Genomic DNA, 13,267 nt, shown 5'->3' with positions numbered 1-13,267 from the left:
CACCATGAAGGCATCTCGTCGTACGTTTCTCATCACCAGCGTGGGCGTTGCATCGACGTTCGCGCTCGGCTCGAAAGCCGCTTTCGCCGACGCACCGAAGGTCGACGAAAACGATCCCACCGCCAAGGCGCTCGGCTACAAGGAAGACGCGACCAAGGTCGATAAGGCCAAGTTCGCCAAGTACGCCGCCGGCGAAGACTGCGGCAACTGCCAGTTCTATCAAGGCAAGGCCGCCGATGCCTACGCGCCGTGTCCGATGTTCGCGAACAAGCAGGTCGCCTCGAAGGGCTGGTGCGGCGCGTATGTAAAGAAGGCCTGAGTTTCCCTCGTTGGACGACGAACGCGCCTGGCGGCATTGCCCGGCGCGTTTTGCGTTGTAGCCGCTTGATAAGCAAACGCATGGTCTTTACACTCGCCAAGGCAAATTCAGCCTTACGCCTCGCCTGAGCAAATGCATTCGATGCGCCGGGCGATACGCGCACGACGCGGCCAACGGGGGTCCGTCCGATGGCACGAAACCCAATGATCGACAAACCAAAGGGATTCGCATGGCAGGCAGACCATTGAATGCGCGCGCCGTCGCGGCCGCGGTCATCGGCAATGCGCTGGAGTGGTACGACTTCACCGTGTTCGGTTTCATGACTGTCGTCATCGCCCGCTTGTTCTTTCCGAGCTATAGCGACTACTCATCCATTTTGCTGACCACCGCGACCTTCGGCGTCGCGTTCGTGATGCGGCCGGTCGGCGGCATCGTGCTGGGTCTTTATGCGGATCGCGCGGGACGCAAGGCGGCGCTCACGTTGGTTATCGCGATGATGACCATCGGCATTCTGCTGCTCGCGATAGCGCCGCCATACTCGGCAATCGGGATCGGCGCGCCGCTCGTGATCGTGTTCGCGCGGCTGTTGCAGGGCTTCTCCGCCGGCGGCGAGTTCGGAACGGCGACCGCGCTCTTGATCGAAGCAGCGCCGTTTTCCCGACGCGGTTTCTACGGCAGTTTCCAGATGGCGAGTCAGGCGGCGGCGCTCTTGCTCGGCGCGCTCGTCGGCGCGGCGATCACGCGCGGACTGTCGCCCGAAGCGCTCGATTCATGGGGCTGGCGCGTGCCGTTCGTTCTCGGTTTGATCATCGGGCCGATCGGCCTGTACATTCGGCGTAACATGGCCGATACCGAAGCGTTCCTGCACGCGAAGAAGACCGCGCGCCGCGCGACGCTTGGTGAAGTCTTCCGCAATCACAGCCGCGAAGTGCTGTGCGGGCTCGGTTCGGTGATCGCGCTGACGGTGACGGTCTATGTGCTGATCGCCTATCTGCCGACCTTCGCGGTCAAGCAACTCAAGCTGCCGCTCGGGCAGTCGTTCACGGCGCTGATCGTCGGCAATCTCATCTTGACCGTGCTTTCGCCGGTGGCGGGCGCGTGGTCGGATCGAATCGGACGCAAGGGCCTGACCTTGTGGTCGCTTCTCATCACGCTCGTGATCATCTATCCGCTCTTCGCGTGGCTCGCCGCCGAACCGAGCGTGGCGCGGCTCGTGGTCGTGCAGGCGCTCTTGTCGATCACGCTGTCCGGTTACTACGGGCCGTTCGGCGCGCTGATCGCGGAGCTGTTTCCCGCGCATATCCGCTCGACCGGGCTTGCGCTCGCGTACAACATCGCGGTGATGCTGTTCGGCGGCTTCGGGCAGTTCATCGTGACGTGGCTCATCAAGACGACGGGCTCGCAACTCGCGCCGACCTTCTACGTGATGGCGGGACTCGTGCTTTCGATCATCGCCGTGGCCTGCATTCCGGCGACGCGTCACGTCGATGTCGACGAGGCGCGTGACGGCATCCGCTAGGCGGTCGAGCGCCTGCGCGACGCTTCAACGCTCCAGGCCCGCTGCGACGAGCAATTCCGCGAGGACTTCGGAGAGACCGCCTTCGTGGTTCGCGGCGCGTTCCTTCAATTGCGTCACGAGCTTCTCGTCCAGCTTGCAGGCAAACGGCACGAGACCCTTGGCCTGATCCAGCTTGCGCTGCTCGCGGCGATCCAGTTTCGGCCCTTCCGCTGCGCCCACGCGCGGCTTGCCGCCTTGCTTCAGGTCGTTGGCGAGCTTGAACGCCTTGGTTTGTTCCAGTTGAAATTTGTTCACGCGATGCTCCGTTGCGGCGTTTTGATAGGCAGGGGCCGTATTGTACGTGGAGGTTCACACGCGGCTTGCATCCGCGAGACCGTCGATGCGCTCGCGCATGCGCTTCCAGTGCGAGCCTTCCCAGAAGACGCGGCGGCAGACATCGCAAGTCACGAAACGCGTGTGCCGTTCGCGCACGCCTTCGGGCACGCGGTCGTCGATCTCGCTCGCTGCCGCGCGACGCAGCGGCGCGTTGCACATGAGGCAGAGGCGAAACGCGCGCACATGCGGCGCGAGATCGAGACGTTCCGCCACTTCACGCCATTGCTCGTCGGAATGCAGTGCGCGCACGTAGCAGCCGTGCAGCACATTTTTTCGCTTGAGCAATTCGCGGTCGCGCGTAAGGACGATGCGTGCTTCATCGTGCGCAAGGCGCTCGATTTCATCGTCAGCGAAGTTGTTGTCGTAATGCGTGTCGAAACCCGCGAGCCGCAACAGTTGCGCGAGGCCGCCGAGATGCGCATCGGCGATAAAGCGCAGATTTTCCGCGACGAGCGCCGGCCGCAAAAGCCGTGCGCCGTCGGCCATGCCGGGCGGCACGCGCCGCGCGGGATAGATCTCGATGACATCGTTTTCTTCGATTGGCGCGTCGAAGCCGGCCGGATGCCCGTTGCGCACGATCAGCGCCACTTCCGTGTGCGGCACGCCCAGCGCTTCGATCATGTGCTTGGCCGACGAAGACGGCGGACAGGCGCAAGCGAATGCCTGCCCGCGTTGGGGCCGCGCCAGAAAGTCGTTCAGTTCGCGATGGAAGTGAAAGCGCGCCGTGACCATGCAGGGAGTATCGCATCGGCGGATTCGGCGTGCTGCCAGTCGATGTGCTCTACTGGCGCTCGGTCGGCAATCAACGAATGGAGCGTAAGCATGGATATCGGATTCATCGGTCTGGGTGAAATGGGCGCGGCCATGGCCGTCAACGCGCTGAAAGCGGGCCACACGGTGCGCGTCTGGAACCGCTCGCGCGACAAGACGCGTTCGCTCGCGGACCAGGGCGCATCCGTGGTCGATACCCCCGAGCAGGCATTTGCCGGCGACGCCGCCTTTTCGATGCTCGCGGACGATCAAGCGCTGCGCTCGGTGCTGATCGATGGCGGCTTGCTCAAGCACGCGCCGAAAGGCCTCGTGCACGTGAACATGGCGACCATTTCGGCGGCGCTCGCCGTCGAACTCGCGCAATTGCACGCGCAGCATGGCGTCGCTTACGTGGCCGCGCCCGTGCTTGGCCGGCCGGATGTCGCGGCGGCGGGCAAGCTCAACATTCTCGCGGCCGGCGCCGATGCCGACATCGCGCGCGTGCAACCCGTCTTCGACGCGCTCGGTCAAAAAACCTGGCGCGTGGGCCACGAACCGCAGCACGCCAACGTGCTCAAGCTGGCGGCGAATTTCATGCTGGCGTCGGCGATAGAAAGTTTCGGCGAAGCGGCCGCGCTCGTGAGCGGACACGGTATCGAGGCGCAGACGTTGCTCGACGTCATCACGAATTCGCTGTTTCCGGGGCCGGTCTATCAGGGCTACGGCAAGATGATCGCGGAGCGTCGTTACGAGCCCGCGCTCTTCAAGGCGCGGCTCGGTCTGAAGGACGTGCGCCTCGCGATAGCCGCGGGCGACGCGGTCAACGTGCCGCTGCCAGTCGCGAGCGTGGTGCGCGACAACCTCGTCGACGCGCTTGCCCACGGCGATGGCGAAAAGGACTTCGCGGTGCTCGGGCAAGTGGCGGCGCGCCGCGCGGGACGATGATCGTTGAAAAGAAACGTCTGTTCTAACGGGTTCGTGATTTGCTGGGATGGCTATGCATCGAACGTAATTAAAAATAGCTGGGAGACGTCATGCCATCGAACCGCATCGCCTTCGCCGCGCTTTGCTGGGGCGCCTTGTCGAGCGCGCCCGCTCACGCCGACGACACCCCGAGCCCGTGCGATGCGCTGAAGCGCATCGTGGCGGCGGCGCCGAATTTCTCGTCACTCTCCGCAATCGATGGACGGCCCGTCGCGTTGGCATACGGCGACGGCGCGAGCTGCGCGGCGTCGCAAAGCAACTATCGATGCACCTGGACGCCGCACGGCGGAGCAAGCGCCGATGCGCTGCAAAGCGTCGCGGCGGACATCGCTTCCTGTCTGCCGGACGCCACCCACGATCAGAATTCGCCCGCGCGCCAGCACTTTTATCTTGGCGCACGCGGCGCGCGCACGGAGATCGCGGCATCGCAGGCGGGCGAGAACAAGCTGAAGCTCGAAATCTACGGCAACCGGTGAGGCTATCGTGACGAAGCGCATCCTCATAGCCGACGCCGACGACGACGCCCTGAGCGGTCTCGCCAATCTCCTGAATGGAATGGGGCACGAAGTGGCGCTCGCCGCCAATGGCGCGCAAGCCGTGCACGTGGCCGCGCAGTTTTCGCCGGATGTCGTGATTCTGGATATCGGCGCGCCGCTTTTGGATGGGCTCGCCGCCGCGCGTGATTTGCGCCGCACGCCCACAGGTCACGCGATGATGCTCGTTGCGCTCACGGGTTGGGGTCAGCCGCAACACCGCGAACTAACGATGGATGCGGGCTTCGACGTACATCTTGTGAAGCCAATTTCATCGGATCAACTGCAGTTCATTCTCTCGATGACGCAGCCGTGAAATATTCCGTGTTGATCGCATGCAACGGAGATGTTGCATCGCATCAAATTTAACGATATAGTTACTCCTGTCTCCTCCATGTCTCCACTGATATGGATTCAGCCCGCCAAACTAGGCGGGCTTTTTTTCGTCCGCAGCAAACGATGCAGCCAATAAAAAAGCCGATCCGCTGACAAAGCGAACCGGCTTTTCTGCTTTCCGAGGGATAACGATCAGCGCGTGAGCCCGGCTTCCTCGTCGGCGCCGATGGCCAGATTCATGCATTGAATCGCCGCGCCGGATGCGCCCTTGCCAAGATTGTCGAGCCGCGCCACGGTCACGAAACGCTCTTCGTTGCCGAACACGAAAATCTCGACACGGTTCGTGTCGTTGCACGCTTGCACGTCGAAGAAACCGTTGTCGAGATTGCTTTCGGCATCGAACGAAAGCACGCGCATGAACGGCTCGTTGTTGTAGTACTCGGCGAGCATATCGCGCACGTCCTGCGGTTTCGCCTTGCGCGCGAGCTGGTCGGGGGAGAAATATGTCGTCACCGCCAGACCCTTCAGGAACGGGCCGACTATTGGCGTAAAAATCGGCGCGCGCTTCAAACCCGTGCGCACCGACATTTCCGGCAGATGCTTGTGCGTGAGGCCGAGCGCGTACGGACGTGGACTCGCCAGACGCGCGTCGCCGCCGGCTTCGTATTCGGCGATCATCTTCTTGCCGCCACCGCTGTAGCCGGTGATCGAATAGGCGTGCGCGTCGAAATCGGCGGATACGAGACCGCCCGCGACGAGCGGTTGCACCGACAGTACGAACGCCGATGCATGGCAGCCCGGTACGGCGATGCGCTTCGCAGTACGCAGACGTTCCCGCTGCGCGCGCGACAGTTCGGGCAGACCGTACGCCCAGTCGTCCTGCGTGCGAAACGCGGTGCTGGCGTCGATCATGACGGTGCGAGCGTTGTCCTTGTCGACGAGCGAAACCGATTCTCGCGAGGCGACATCCGGCAGGCACAGAAAGGTCACGTCGGATGCGTTGATGAGGCGGCGGCGTTCCTCGACGTCCTTGCGCTTCGTGTCGTCGATACGCAGCACTTCGATGTCACGGCGTCCCGACAGATATTCGAAAATCTTAAGGCCGGTGGTGCCTTCCTGTCCGTCGACAAATACTTTCGTGGTCATCTTGATCTCACTGGTTCGGCGCGACGACGCAAATGGTTGCAACGCCTACGCGCTCGCCGCAAAAACGGACATTTTAAGGCGTTTCCGAGACGCGTTGATGTCCGTCCTCCGCAACGAGCGCGTGCAGGCTGTCAAACGCGCCGCCCAAGCGGCGCGCGCGCCTTACTTGCCGGTCCAGCGAGCAGTCACGGCAGCGATTCGCGCGCCAAACACGCGGGCGCTTTCGAGATCGCCGGGCGGCGGTGCTTCGTCCGGCGATGCATCCGCGGGCGATTGCGTCAGCAACCCGGTCGAGCCGCCGACGAAGTTCAGGTCGTTGCGGGTGGCGGCCTTCGTGTTCGACGGCATCATGCCGGTGCCCGCCCAGATCATGCCGTGTTGCATGGCGAGCGTGACGAAGTAGGAAATCGTCAGGAACTTGTCGCCGTTCATGGTCGCGGAATTGGTGAAGCCAGCCGCGATCTTGTCTTTCCATTTTTGCGCGAACCAGGGTTTGGAACTGGCGTCGGCGAATTTCTTGAAGTCGGCGGACGGGCCGCCCATGTACGTCGGCGAGCCGAAGATGATGGCGTCGGCGGTATCCAGTTCGGCCCAGGCGGCGTCGTCGAGATCGCCGACTGCGATCAGTTTGGCGTTGGCGCCTGCGTCCGTGGCGCCGGCCAGCACGGCTTCGGCGGCTTTCTTCGTGTGGCCGTAGCCGCTGTGATAAACGATGATGATGTTCGACATGGTTTCCTTTAGCCGCGATGAATTCGCGGTGCGTCTCGACTGCACGCGTGTGGGTTTGCTCTTCGCGACGACGGCATGGAAGCCATCACTCGACGAAGGCGGCGGGCGAGCGGAACCAGTCTAGCAAAGACAAATTTCGTTCTGCGGACATGGATGCGGCGAGCGTTACGCTCGCCGCCCGTTCATTACCGGCCGTAAGTGAAGGTCAACTGCGCCGAGGCGATGCTTACCGTGCGGATTTCGTGTTCGAACATCAGCGCGGGCGTACCTTGCCGCAGCCGCAGGTCGTCGCTGCGCAGCGCATACACCGTCACGATATAGCGGTGCGCCTTGCCAGGCGGAGGGCACGGACCGCCGTAACCGTCGGTGTCCCAGTCGTTGCGGGCTTCCACCGCGCTCATTTTGCGCAGCGCGCCGGCGGCGCTCGCATTGGCCGGTATATGCGTCACACCTGCCGGAATGCCGGCGACGGCCCAATGCCACCAGCCGCGGCCGGGGGCGTCAGGATCGAATACGGTGATCGCAAAACTGCGCGTATCGGTGGGCGCGCCGCGCCATGAAAGCTGCGGTGAGCGATTGCCGCCCTTGCAGTCGGATTCATTGAAAAGAAGATCGCGCGAAACCGGCTTTCCCGGAACTAGATCGACGCTTGAAACGGTGAATGCCGGTTCAGCCACGGCGTCTTGTGGCATGAAAATCACCGCCAATATCCACGTCGAGAGTGCGAATAACGTAAGACCGGCCGGACTCTCGGTTCGACATGCGAGGCGCATGTAGCTGACTCCTGTCAGTGCCGTTGCGCCTTATATCAGCGTTTCGATGGCTGCAACGATGTTTTTTGTCTCAGTGATGCGCTTCATGCCAAGTTGCAGTTTAACATTGCAACAAAGCATTAAAAGCTTGCACCTTGAGACTAAACCTATGGCGCAGTTCAAATGTGTCTGAAATTAAAAACGAGATGACGCCTTGACGGCGGCGACTTCGGCAGCTATCAAAGAGAAAATGAATATCCCGACAGTGATTCGCGCGGCATCAGACGAACTAATATTCTGGGGCAGTAAATGAGCCAGCGAATAAAAGTCATCATTGCAGACGATCATCCGGTCATCTTGTTCGGCGCCACTCAGGCGCTCAACAAGTTTCCGGAGGTCGACGTCATTGGTCAGGCCAAGCAATCCACCGAGCTTATTCAATTGCTGCAAAAATCGCATTGCGACGTTCTCGTAACCGATCTTGCAATGCCGGGCGGCTCTTATGGCGATGGCATGCCGCTGCTCGGCTATATCGGCAGGCAATTTCCCCGGGTAAAACTCGTTGTCCTGACCATGCTGGAAAACCCGGCCTTGCTCAAACGTCTGCGCGAAGTCGGTGTCATGTCGATCATCAACAAAGCCGACGACATGAACCATATCGGCTGGGCAATTCAGCACGTCATGCGCGGTCAGGAGTATCTTGGGCCATCAGTCAAGGCGGCGCTCGACAGCATGGGAATGAGCGGAAGCGGTCAGCAACGCAGCGTGATTCTTTCCAAGCGTGAACTCGAAGTGGTGCGGCTCTTCGTCTCGGGCATGACGATCACTGAAATAGCGGGGCAATTGCGGCGCAGTATTAAAACCATCAGCACGCAAAAGAACACCGCTATGCGCAAACTGGGTATCGAGCGAGATTCCGAATTGTTTCAGTATGCACAAAGTAATGGCTTGATGAATCTCTCGGCATATTCGGGCGACGGTTCCGTGGAAGACGTGCCCATTCCAGATTCGAATTAGGTTCGCACTATTTAACCGCTGGACGAATTGAAAAAAGCCGCTGATGTCATGTCAGCGGCTTTTTCGTTTCGATTCTCAACCAGCGATTGCTTTAAAGACTTATTGCGGCGCAGCCGTCGCTCCGCCGTGTGCCGCCGACCATTCGGCAGGCGCGTGCAGGAATTTCTCGACCTCATCCAGCGTCTTCGATTCGAAATAGCCTTGTTCCTTGGCGACGCGCAGCACGTCCCACCACGTCGCGAGCGCGTGCAGATTCACGTCGATATCCTTCAGCACCGACACGCTCTCTTTGAAGATGTTGTAGTGAAAGAGCACGAAGCAGTCGTTCACCGTTGCGCCGGCCGTGCGCAGCGCATTGATGAAGTTGATCTTGCTGCGGCTGTCGGTGGTCAGGTCTTCCACCAGCAGCACGCGCTGGCCTTCGGTCAGAAGACCTTCGATCTGCGCGTTGCGACCAAAACCCTTGGGCTTCTTGCGAACGTATTGCATCGGCACCATCAGGCGATCCGCCAGCCACGCCGCGAAAGGAATACCCGCCGTCTCGCCGCCTGCAACCGCGTCGATTTGTTCGTAGCCGACGTCGCGCAGAATGGTCGCCTCGGCCATTTCCATCAGTCCGCGACGCACGCGCGGATAGGAAATCAGCTTGCGGCAGTCGATATACACCGGGCTCGCCCAGCCGGACGTGAAGATATACGGTTTTTCCGCGTTGAAGTGCACCGCCTGTACTTCGAGCAAAATCTTGGCGGTGGTGTCGGAGATCGTCTGGCGATCGAAGCCTGTCATGGGCGAATCCTTGGACTTGGATGGTGGCGCTTGGTCGAAGCGGGAGGCGGCCGCGTGGGGCCCTGGCGCATTAACAGGCAGAACGAGCCGCTTTTGGACGGCGTTCGTGCGGTTCCTGCGCGCGTAGGCCGAAATTTTACCCGAGGTGAGACGTTCGGGCGAGCGGCGCTCGGGACAGCGCCTATTTTTTGAGCGTCTTGTAGCCGCGTGGTCGTCGCACTTAAACTCGCGCAACTTCGCCCGCCGTGCTCCCACATGACTCTCGCTTCCCCTTCCGTCGATACCCCGAATCACCGCCACCCGCTGCACGCGCTCATCGCTTCCATTCTCGGCTATGCGATGGATGGCTTCGATCTCCTGATCCTCGGCTTCATGCTGCCCGCGATCGCCGTGGATCTGCACCTCACGCCCGCGCAGGCAGGGTCGCTCGTCACGTGGACGCTGGCCGGCGCGGTCGCGGGCGGCGTGGTTTTCGGCATGCTCTCCGATTACTTCGGCCGTGTGCGCATGCTGACCTGGACCATTCTCCTGTTCGCCGTCTTCACCGGCCTGTGCGCGCTTGCGAGAGGATACGGCGACTTGCTGGGCTATCGCACCATCGCGGGCATTGGGTTGGGCGGGGAGTTCGGCATTGGCATGGCGCTTGTCGCCGAGGCATGGCCGGCTCGGCTGCGGGCGCGCGTGTCCTCGTATGTCGGGCTTGGCTGGCAACTCGGCGTGCTCGCCGCCGCGCTTCTCACGCCGCTTTTGCTGCCGATGATCGGCTGGCGCGGCATGTTCGCCGTCGGCTTGTTGCCGGCGGTCGCGTCGTTCTTCGTGCGGCGCAAGGTCGCCGAACCCGCGCTCTTCACGGAACGTCGCGCGAAGCACGCGCCGCGCAAGCTGCCGCTCGGACGTCTCTTCGACACCGCGCGCACGACGCGTGCGAGCCTTGGCGTGATCGTGCTGTGCTCGGTGCAGAATTTCGGCTATTACGGGCTGATGATCTGGCTGCCCAGTTATCTATCCAAGACCTTCGGCTATTCGCTCACGAAGTCGGGTCTCTGGACAGCCGTCACCGTGCTCGGCATGGCGCTCGGCATCTGGCTCTTTGGCGTCGCGGCCGACCGCTTCGGCCGCAAGCCCGCGTTTCTCTTCTATCAGATCGGCGCGGTGGCAATGGTCTTCGTCTATTCGAACTTGACGAGCCCCGGCGCGTTGCTGGTAGGCGGCGCGGTCATGGGCGTGTTCGTCAACGGAATGATCGGCGGTTACGGCGCGCTCATCTCCGAAATCTATCCGACCGAGGCGCGCGCAACCGCGCAAAACGTGCTGTTCAATATCGGCCGCGCGGTCGGCGGACTGGGTCCGGTCGTGGTTGGCGCGCTTGCCGCGAAGTATTCGTTCGCGACTGCGCTCGCCTTGCTGGCATCGATCTATTTACTCGATATATTTGCCACGCTCTTTCTTATTCCCGAAAAACGCGGCGCCGAACTCGACTGATTGACCGTTCGGCCTAGGGAAAATGCTGCTGCGCGCCATCTGGAAGGCGAGGTGTACACTGGTCGTCCCAAAAATTAAAGCTCCGGCCGTCCCGTTTGATCCTTACGGGCGGCACGCCGCATCTATCCGATGCGCCGGGCGACTGAAGACATTGGTCCATCGAATCACACTCCACACTCAATGTTGAGCGGTCGTCGGCGGTGTGAACCCTGTTCAAAATATTTCTAACGTCTCAGGCTAATCATGGACGAACAACTGAAGCAAAGCGCTCTCGCGTATCACCAATACCCGCGTCCGGGCAAGATCTCCGTCACGCCGACCAAACCGCTTTCCAATCAGCTGGATTTATCGCTTGCGTATTCGCCGGGTGTAGCCGCCGCATGCATGGCGATCTTCGACGAACCGCTCGACGCGCAGAAATACACCTCGCGCGCGAATCTCGTCGGCGTGGTGACGAACGGCACGGCGGTGCTCGGCCTCGGCAACATCGGTCCGCTCGCGGCCAAGCCGGTGATGGAAGGAAAAGGGTGTCTGTTCAAGAAGTTCGCGGGCATCGACGTGTTCGACATCGAGCTCGACGAGACCGATCCCGACAAGCTCGTCGATGCAATCGCCATGCTCGAACCGACGCTCGGTGGCATCAACCTCGAAGACATCAAGGCGCCGGAATGCTTCTATATCGAGAAGAAGCTGCGCGAGCGCATGAAGATCCCCGTTTTCCATGACGATCAGCACGGCACGGCGATCATCGCGTCGGCGGCAATTCTCAACGGCCTGAAAGTGGTCGGCAAGAAGCTCGACGAAATCAAGCTCGTCTGTTCGGGCGCGGGCGCAGCCGCTATCGCGTGTCTGGACTTGCTCGTCGATTTGGGCTTGAAGAAGTCGAACACGCTCGTCGTCGATTCGAAGGGCGTGATCTACGAAGGGCGCGGCAACCTCGATGTGTCGAAGGAGCGCTATCAGGCGACCACCGACGCGCGTACGCTCGCCGATGCCATCGATCAGGCCGACGTTTTCCTCGGTTGTTCGAGCGCGGGCGTGCTCAAGCCCGAGATGGTCAAGGTGATGGCCGACAAGCCGCTGATTCTCGCGCTTGCCAATCCCGAACCGGAAATTCGTCCGGAGGAAGCGAAGAAGGTGCGGCCGGACTGCATCATCGCGACTGGCCGTTCGGACTATCCGAATCAGGTAAACAACGTGCTGTGCTTCCCGTTCATCTTCCGTGGCGCGCTGGACGTGGGCGCCACGACCATTACCGAAGAGATGAAGCTCGCGTGCGTGCGCGCGATCGCCGAACTCGCGGAAGAAACCGACCAGGGCGATGAAGTCGCGAAAGCCTACGAAGGCCATTCGCTCGAATTCGGCCCCGAATATCTGATCCCGAAACCGTTCGATCCGCGACTCATCATCAAGATTGCGCCGGCCGTGGCGCAGGCCGCGATGGATTCGGGCGTGGCGACGCGTCCGATTCAGGACATGGACGCGTATCGCGAGACGCTCGGCGCGACGGTGTATCGCACCGGCATGGTGATGCGGCCGGTGTTCGTGGCGGCGAAGGCTGCGCCCGCGCGCATCGCGTTTGCAGAAGGTGAAGACGAGCGCGTGCTGCGCGCCGCGCAGTTCGTGTTGCTGGAGAAGATCGCGAAGCCGATCATCATCGGCCGGCCGGCTGTCGTCGAAATGCGTCTGCAGAAGATGGGCTCGAAGCTCAAGCCTGGCGTCGATTTCGAGATCGTGAACCCGGAAGACGATCCGCGTTATCAAAAGAGCTGGCAGGCGTATCACGAAATCGCCGCGCGTGAAGGCGTGACGCCCGAAAGCGCGAAGGCCGCGCTGCGCAAGTTCAACACGCTGATCGGCGCGATCCTGGTTCATACCGGCGACGCCGACGGCATGATCTGCGGTCTCATCGACACGTATCAGGATCACCTCAAGTTCATCGATCAGGTGTTGGGCAAGTCCGAAGGCGCAAACAACTTCGCGGCGATGAATCTGCTGATGCTGCAAGGGCGCAATCTCTTCATCAGCGATACCTACGTCAACGAAACGCCGACGCCCGAGCAGCTTGCCGACATGACGATTCTCGCCGCGCGCGAGATCGAGCGCTTCGGCATTTCGCCGAAGGTGGCGCTGGTGTCGAACTCGAACTTCGGCAGCGTGCCGAGCGCGTCGAGCAAGCGGATGGCCGAAGCACGCAAGCTGATCGCCGAACGCGCGCCGGACCTCGAAGTCGATGGCGAAATGCACGGCGACGCCGCGTTGTCGGAAGCGGTACGCAAGGCTTCGTTCCCCGGCACGACGCTCACCGGCGAAGCGAACCTGCTCATCATGCCGAACGTGGAAGCCGCGAACATCACGTACAACCTGCTCAAGATGGTGAGCGGCGAGGGCGTGACGGTCGGACCGTTCCTGCTGGGCGCGGCAAAGCCCGTGCACATCCTGACGCCGGCCGCGACCGTGCGACGGATCATCAATATGACGGCGGTGGCTTCGGCGAACGCGAAGGTGGCGAATAACAAGTAAGGGCAAAACGGCGGCT

At 61.6% G+C, this 13,267-nt stretch carries 15 protein-coding genes; 8 read left to right on the top strand and 7 right to left on the bottom strand.

The annotated features are described in order from the left end of the window. The first annotated feature begins 4 nt into the window (after positions 1-4). Both NCR40_RS12650 and NCR40_RS12645 read left to right on the top strand, forming a co-directional pair. Positions 5-319 carry a high-potential iron-sulfur protein gene (locus NCR40_RS12650; protein WP_244826470.1) on the top strand — a complete coding sequence of 105 codons (315 nt, stop codon included), beginning with the start codon at positions 5-7 and terminating at the stop codon, positions 317-319. A 229-nt stretch (positions 320-548) separates the two neighbouring features. Beyond that, entirely contained in the window at positions 549-1,838 is a 1,290-nt protein-coding gene (locus tag NCR40_RS12645; RefSeq protein WP_244826469.1) for an MFS transporter, read from the top strand. A gap of 24 nt (positions 1,839-1,862) precedes the next feature. On the opposite strand, the gene NCR40_RS12640 is transcribed toward NCR40_RS12645, so the two are convergent. Both NCR40_RS12640 and NCR40_RS12635 read right to left on the bottom strand, forming a co-directional pair. Then, a complete protein-coding gene (locus NCR40_RS12640; RefSeq protein ID WP_250509609.1) occupies positions 1,863-2,132 on the bottom strand; it encodes a hypothetical protein in 270 nt (89 codons plus the stop codon). Positions 2,133-2,186: 54 nt separating this feature from the next. Further along, positions 2,187-2,945: a Mut7-C RNAse domain-containing protein gene (locus NCR40_RS12635; protein ID WP_250509608.1), complete on the bottom strand. Its 759-nt coding sequence runs from the start codon at positions 2,943-2,945 to the stop codon at positions 2,187-2,189. Positions 2,946-3,035: 90 nt separating this feature from the next. Between NCR40_RS12635 and NCR40_RS12630 the strand changes: the two genes are divergently transcribed. The 3 genes from NCR40_RS12630 (at position 3,036) to NCR40_RS12620 (ending at position 4,796) form a co-directional block, all read left to right on the top strand. Beyond that, positions 3,036-3,908: an NAD(P)-dependent oxidoreductase gene (locus NCR40_RS12630; RefSeq protein WP_250509607.1), complete on the top strand. Its 873-nt coding sequence runs from the start codon at positions 3,036-3,038 to the stop codon at positions 3,906-3,908. An 89-nt stretch (positions 3,909-3,997) separates the two neighbouring features. Further along, positions 3,998-4,423 (top strand): hypothetical protein, encoded by a 426-nt coding sequence (locus tag NCR40_RS12625; protein WP_244826465.1) that lies wholly within the window; start codon positions 3,998-4,000, stop codon positions 4,421-4,423. A 7-nt stretch (positions 4,424-4,430) separates the two neighbouring features. Further along, positions 4,431-4,796: a response regulator gene (locus NCR40_RS12620; RefSeq protein WP_244826464.1), complete on the top strand. Its 366-nt coding sequence runs from the start codon at positions 4,431-4,433 to the stop codon at positions 4,794-4,796. 212 nt (positions 4,797-5,008) lie between these two features. Here the strand turns inward: NCR40_RS12620 and argC are convergent, their stop codons facing one another. The 4 genes from argC to NCR40_RS12600 form a co-directional block, all read right to left on the bottom strand. Continuing rightward, positions 5,009-5,962: an N-acetyl-gamma-glutamyl-phosphate reductase gene (gene argC, locus NCR40_RS12615; protein ID WP_250509606.1), complete on the bottom strand. Its 954-nt coding sequence runs from the start codon at positions 5,960-5,962 to the stop codon at positions 5,009-5,011. A gap of 162 nt (positions 5,963-6,124) precedes the next feature. Continuing rightward, positions 6,125-6,691 (bottom strand): flavodoxin family protein, encoded by a 567-nt coding sequence (locus NCR40_RS12610; protein WP_250509605.1) that lies wholly within the window; start codon positions 6,689-6,691, stop codon positions 6,125-6,127. A gap of 185 nt (positions 6,692-6,876) precedes the next feature. Further along, a complete protein-coding gene (locus NCR40_RS12605) occupies positions 6,877-7,383 on the bottom strand; it encodes a YbhB/YbcL family Raf kinase inhibitor-like protein (protein ID WP_250465911.1) in 507 nt (168 codons plus the stop codon). Between the two features lie 255 nt (positions 7,384-7,638). Next, positions 7,639-7,902 (bottom strand): hypothetical protein, encoded by a 264-nt coding sequence (locus tag NCR40_RS12600; RefSeq protein ID WP_250509731.1) that lies wholly within the window; start codon positions 7,900-7,902, stop codon positions 7,639-7,641. On the opposite strand from NCR40_RS12600, the gene NCR40_RS12595 reads away from it, so the two are divergent. After that, positions 7,801-8,460 carry a response regulator gene (locus NCR40_RS12595; protein ID WP_250509719.1) on the top strand — a complete coding sequence of 220 codons (660 nt, stop codon included), beginning with the start codon at positions 7,801-7,803 and terminating at the stop codon, positions 8,458-8,460. The two genes, NCR40_RS12600 and NCR40_RS12595, sit on opposite strands and share 102 nt — an antisense overlap. A 99-nt stretch (positions 8,461-8,559) precedes the next feature. Here NCR40_RS12595 and NCR40_RS12590 read toward each other — a convergent pair whose 3' ends face one another. After that, a complete protein-coding gene (locus tag NCR40_RS12590) occupies positions 8,560-9,246 on the bottom strand; it encodes an orotate phosphoribosyltransferase (RefSeq protein WP_244826459.1) in 687 nt (228 codons plus the stop codon). A 255-nt stretch (positions 9,247-9,501) separates the two neighbouring features. On the opposite strand from NCR40_RS12590, the gene NCR40_RS12585 reads away from it, so the two are divergent. Both NCR40_RS12585 and NCR40_RS12580 read left to right on the top strand, forming a co-directional pair. Next, complete coding sequence (locus NCR40_RS12585) at positions 9,502-10,728, top strand: MFS transporter (RefSeq protein WP_250509604.1); 1,227 nt, start codon at positions 9,502-9,504, stop codon at positions 10,726-10,728. A 243-nt stretch (positions 10,729-10,971) separates the two neighbouring features. Continuing rightward, a complete protein-coding gene (locus NCR40_RS12580) occupies positions 10,972-13,251 on the top strand; it encodes an NADP-dependent malic enzyme (RefSeq protein ID WP_244826457.1) in 2,280 nt (759 codons plus the stop codon). Positions 13,252-13,267 lie beyond the last annotated feature (16 nt).

This window comes from Caballeronia sp. GACF4, from assembly GCF_023631025.1.
In the GTDB taxonomy this organism is placed as follows: domain Bacteria; phylum Pseudomonadota; class Gammaproteobacteria; order Burkholderiales; family Burkholderiaceae; genus Caballeronia.
The sequence above is the reverse complement of the archived record's forward strand: the minus strand, read 5'-3'. Positions and strand labels throughout refer to the sequence as shown.

What these genes read in the sequence shown, in the direction of transcription:
- NCR40_RS12625 (WP_244826465.1), top strand. Translation starts at nt 3,998, where the DNA reads ATGCCATCGAACCGCATCGCCTTCGCCGCGCTTTGCTGGGGCGCCTTG.
- NCR40_RS12650 (WP_244826470.1), top strand. Translation starts at nt 5, where the DNA reads ATGAAGGCATCTCGTCGTACGTTTCTCATCACCAGCGTGGGCGTTGCA.
- NCR40_RS12590 (WP_244826459.1), bottom strand. Translation starts at nt 9,246, where the DNA reads ATGACAGGCTTCGATCGCCAGACGATCTCCGACACCACCGCCAAGATT.
- NCR40_RS12580 (WP_244826457.1), top strand. Translation starts at nt 10,972, where the DNA reads ATGGACGAACAACTGAAGCAAAGCGCTCTCGCGTATCACCAATACCCG.
- NCR40_RS12630 (WP_250509607.1), top strand. Translation starts at nt 3,036, where the DNA reads ATGGATATCGGATTCATCGGTCTGGGTGAAATGGGCGCGGCCATGGCC.
- NCR40_RS12585 (WP_250509604.1), top strand. Translation starts at nt 9,502, where the DNA reads ATGACTCTCGCTTCCCCTTCCGTCGATACCCCGAATCACCGCCACCCG.
- NCR40_RS12635 (WP_250509608.1), bottom strand. Translation starts at nt 2,945, where the DNA reads ATGGTCACGGCGCGCTTTCACTTCCATCGCGAACTGAACGACTTTCTG.
- NCR40_RS12600 (WP_250509731.1), bottom strand. Translation starts at nt 7,902, where the DNA reads ATGCGATTTTTGCAGCAATTGAATAAGCTCGGTGGATTGCTTGGCCTG.
- NCR40_RS12610 (WP_250509605.1), bottom strand. Translation starts at nt 6,691, where the DNA reads ATGTCGAACATCATCATCGTTTATCACAGCGGCTACGGCCACACGAAG.
- NCR40_RS12645 (WP_244826469.1), top strand. Translation starts at nt 549, where the DNA reads ATGGCAGGCAGACCATTGAATGCGCGCGCCGTCGCGGCCGCGGTCATC.
- NCR40_RS12605 (WP_250465911.1), bottom strand. Translation starts at nt 7,383, where the DNA reads ATGCCACAAGACGCCGTGGCTGAACCGGCATTCACCGTTTCAAGCGTC.
- argC (WP_250509606.1), bottom strand. Translation starts at nt 5,962, where the DNA reads ATGACCACGAAAGTATTTGTCGACGGACAGGAAGGCACCACCGGCCTT.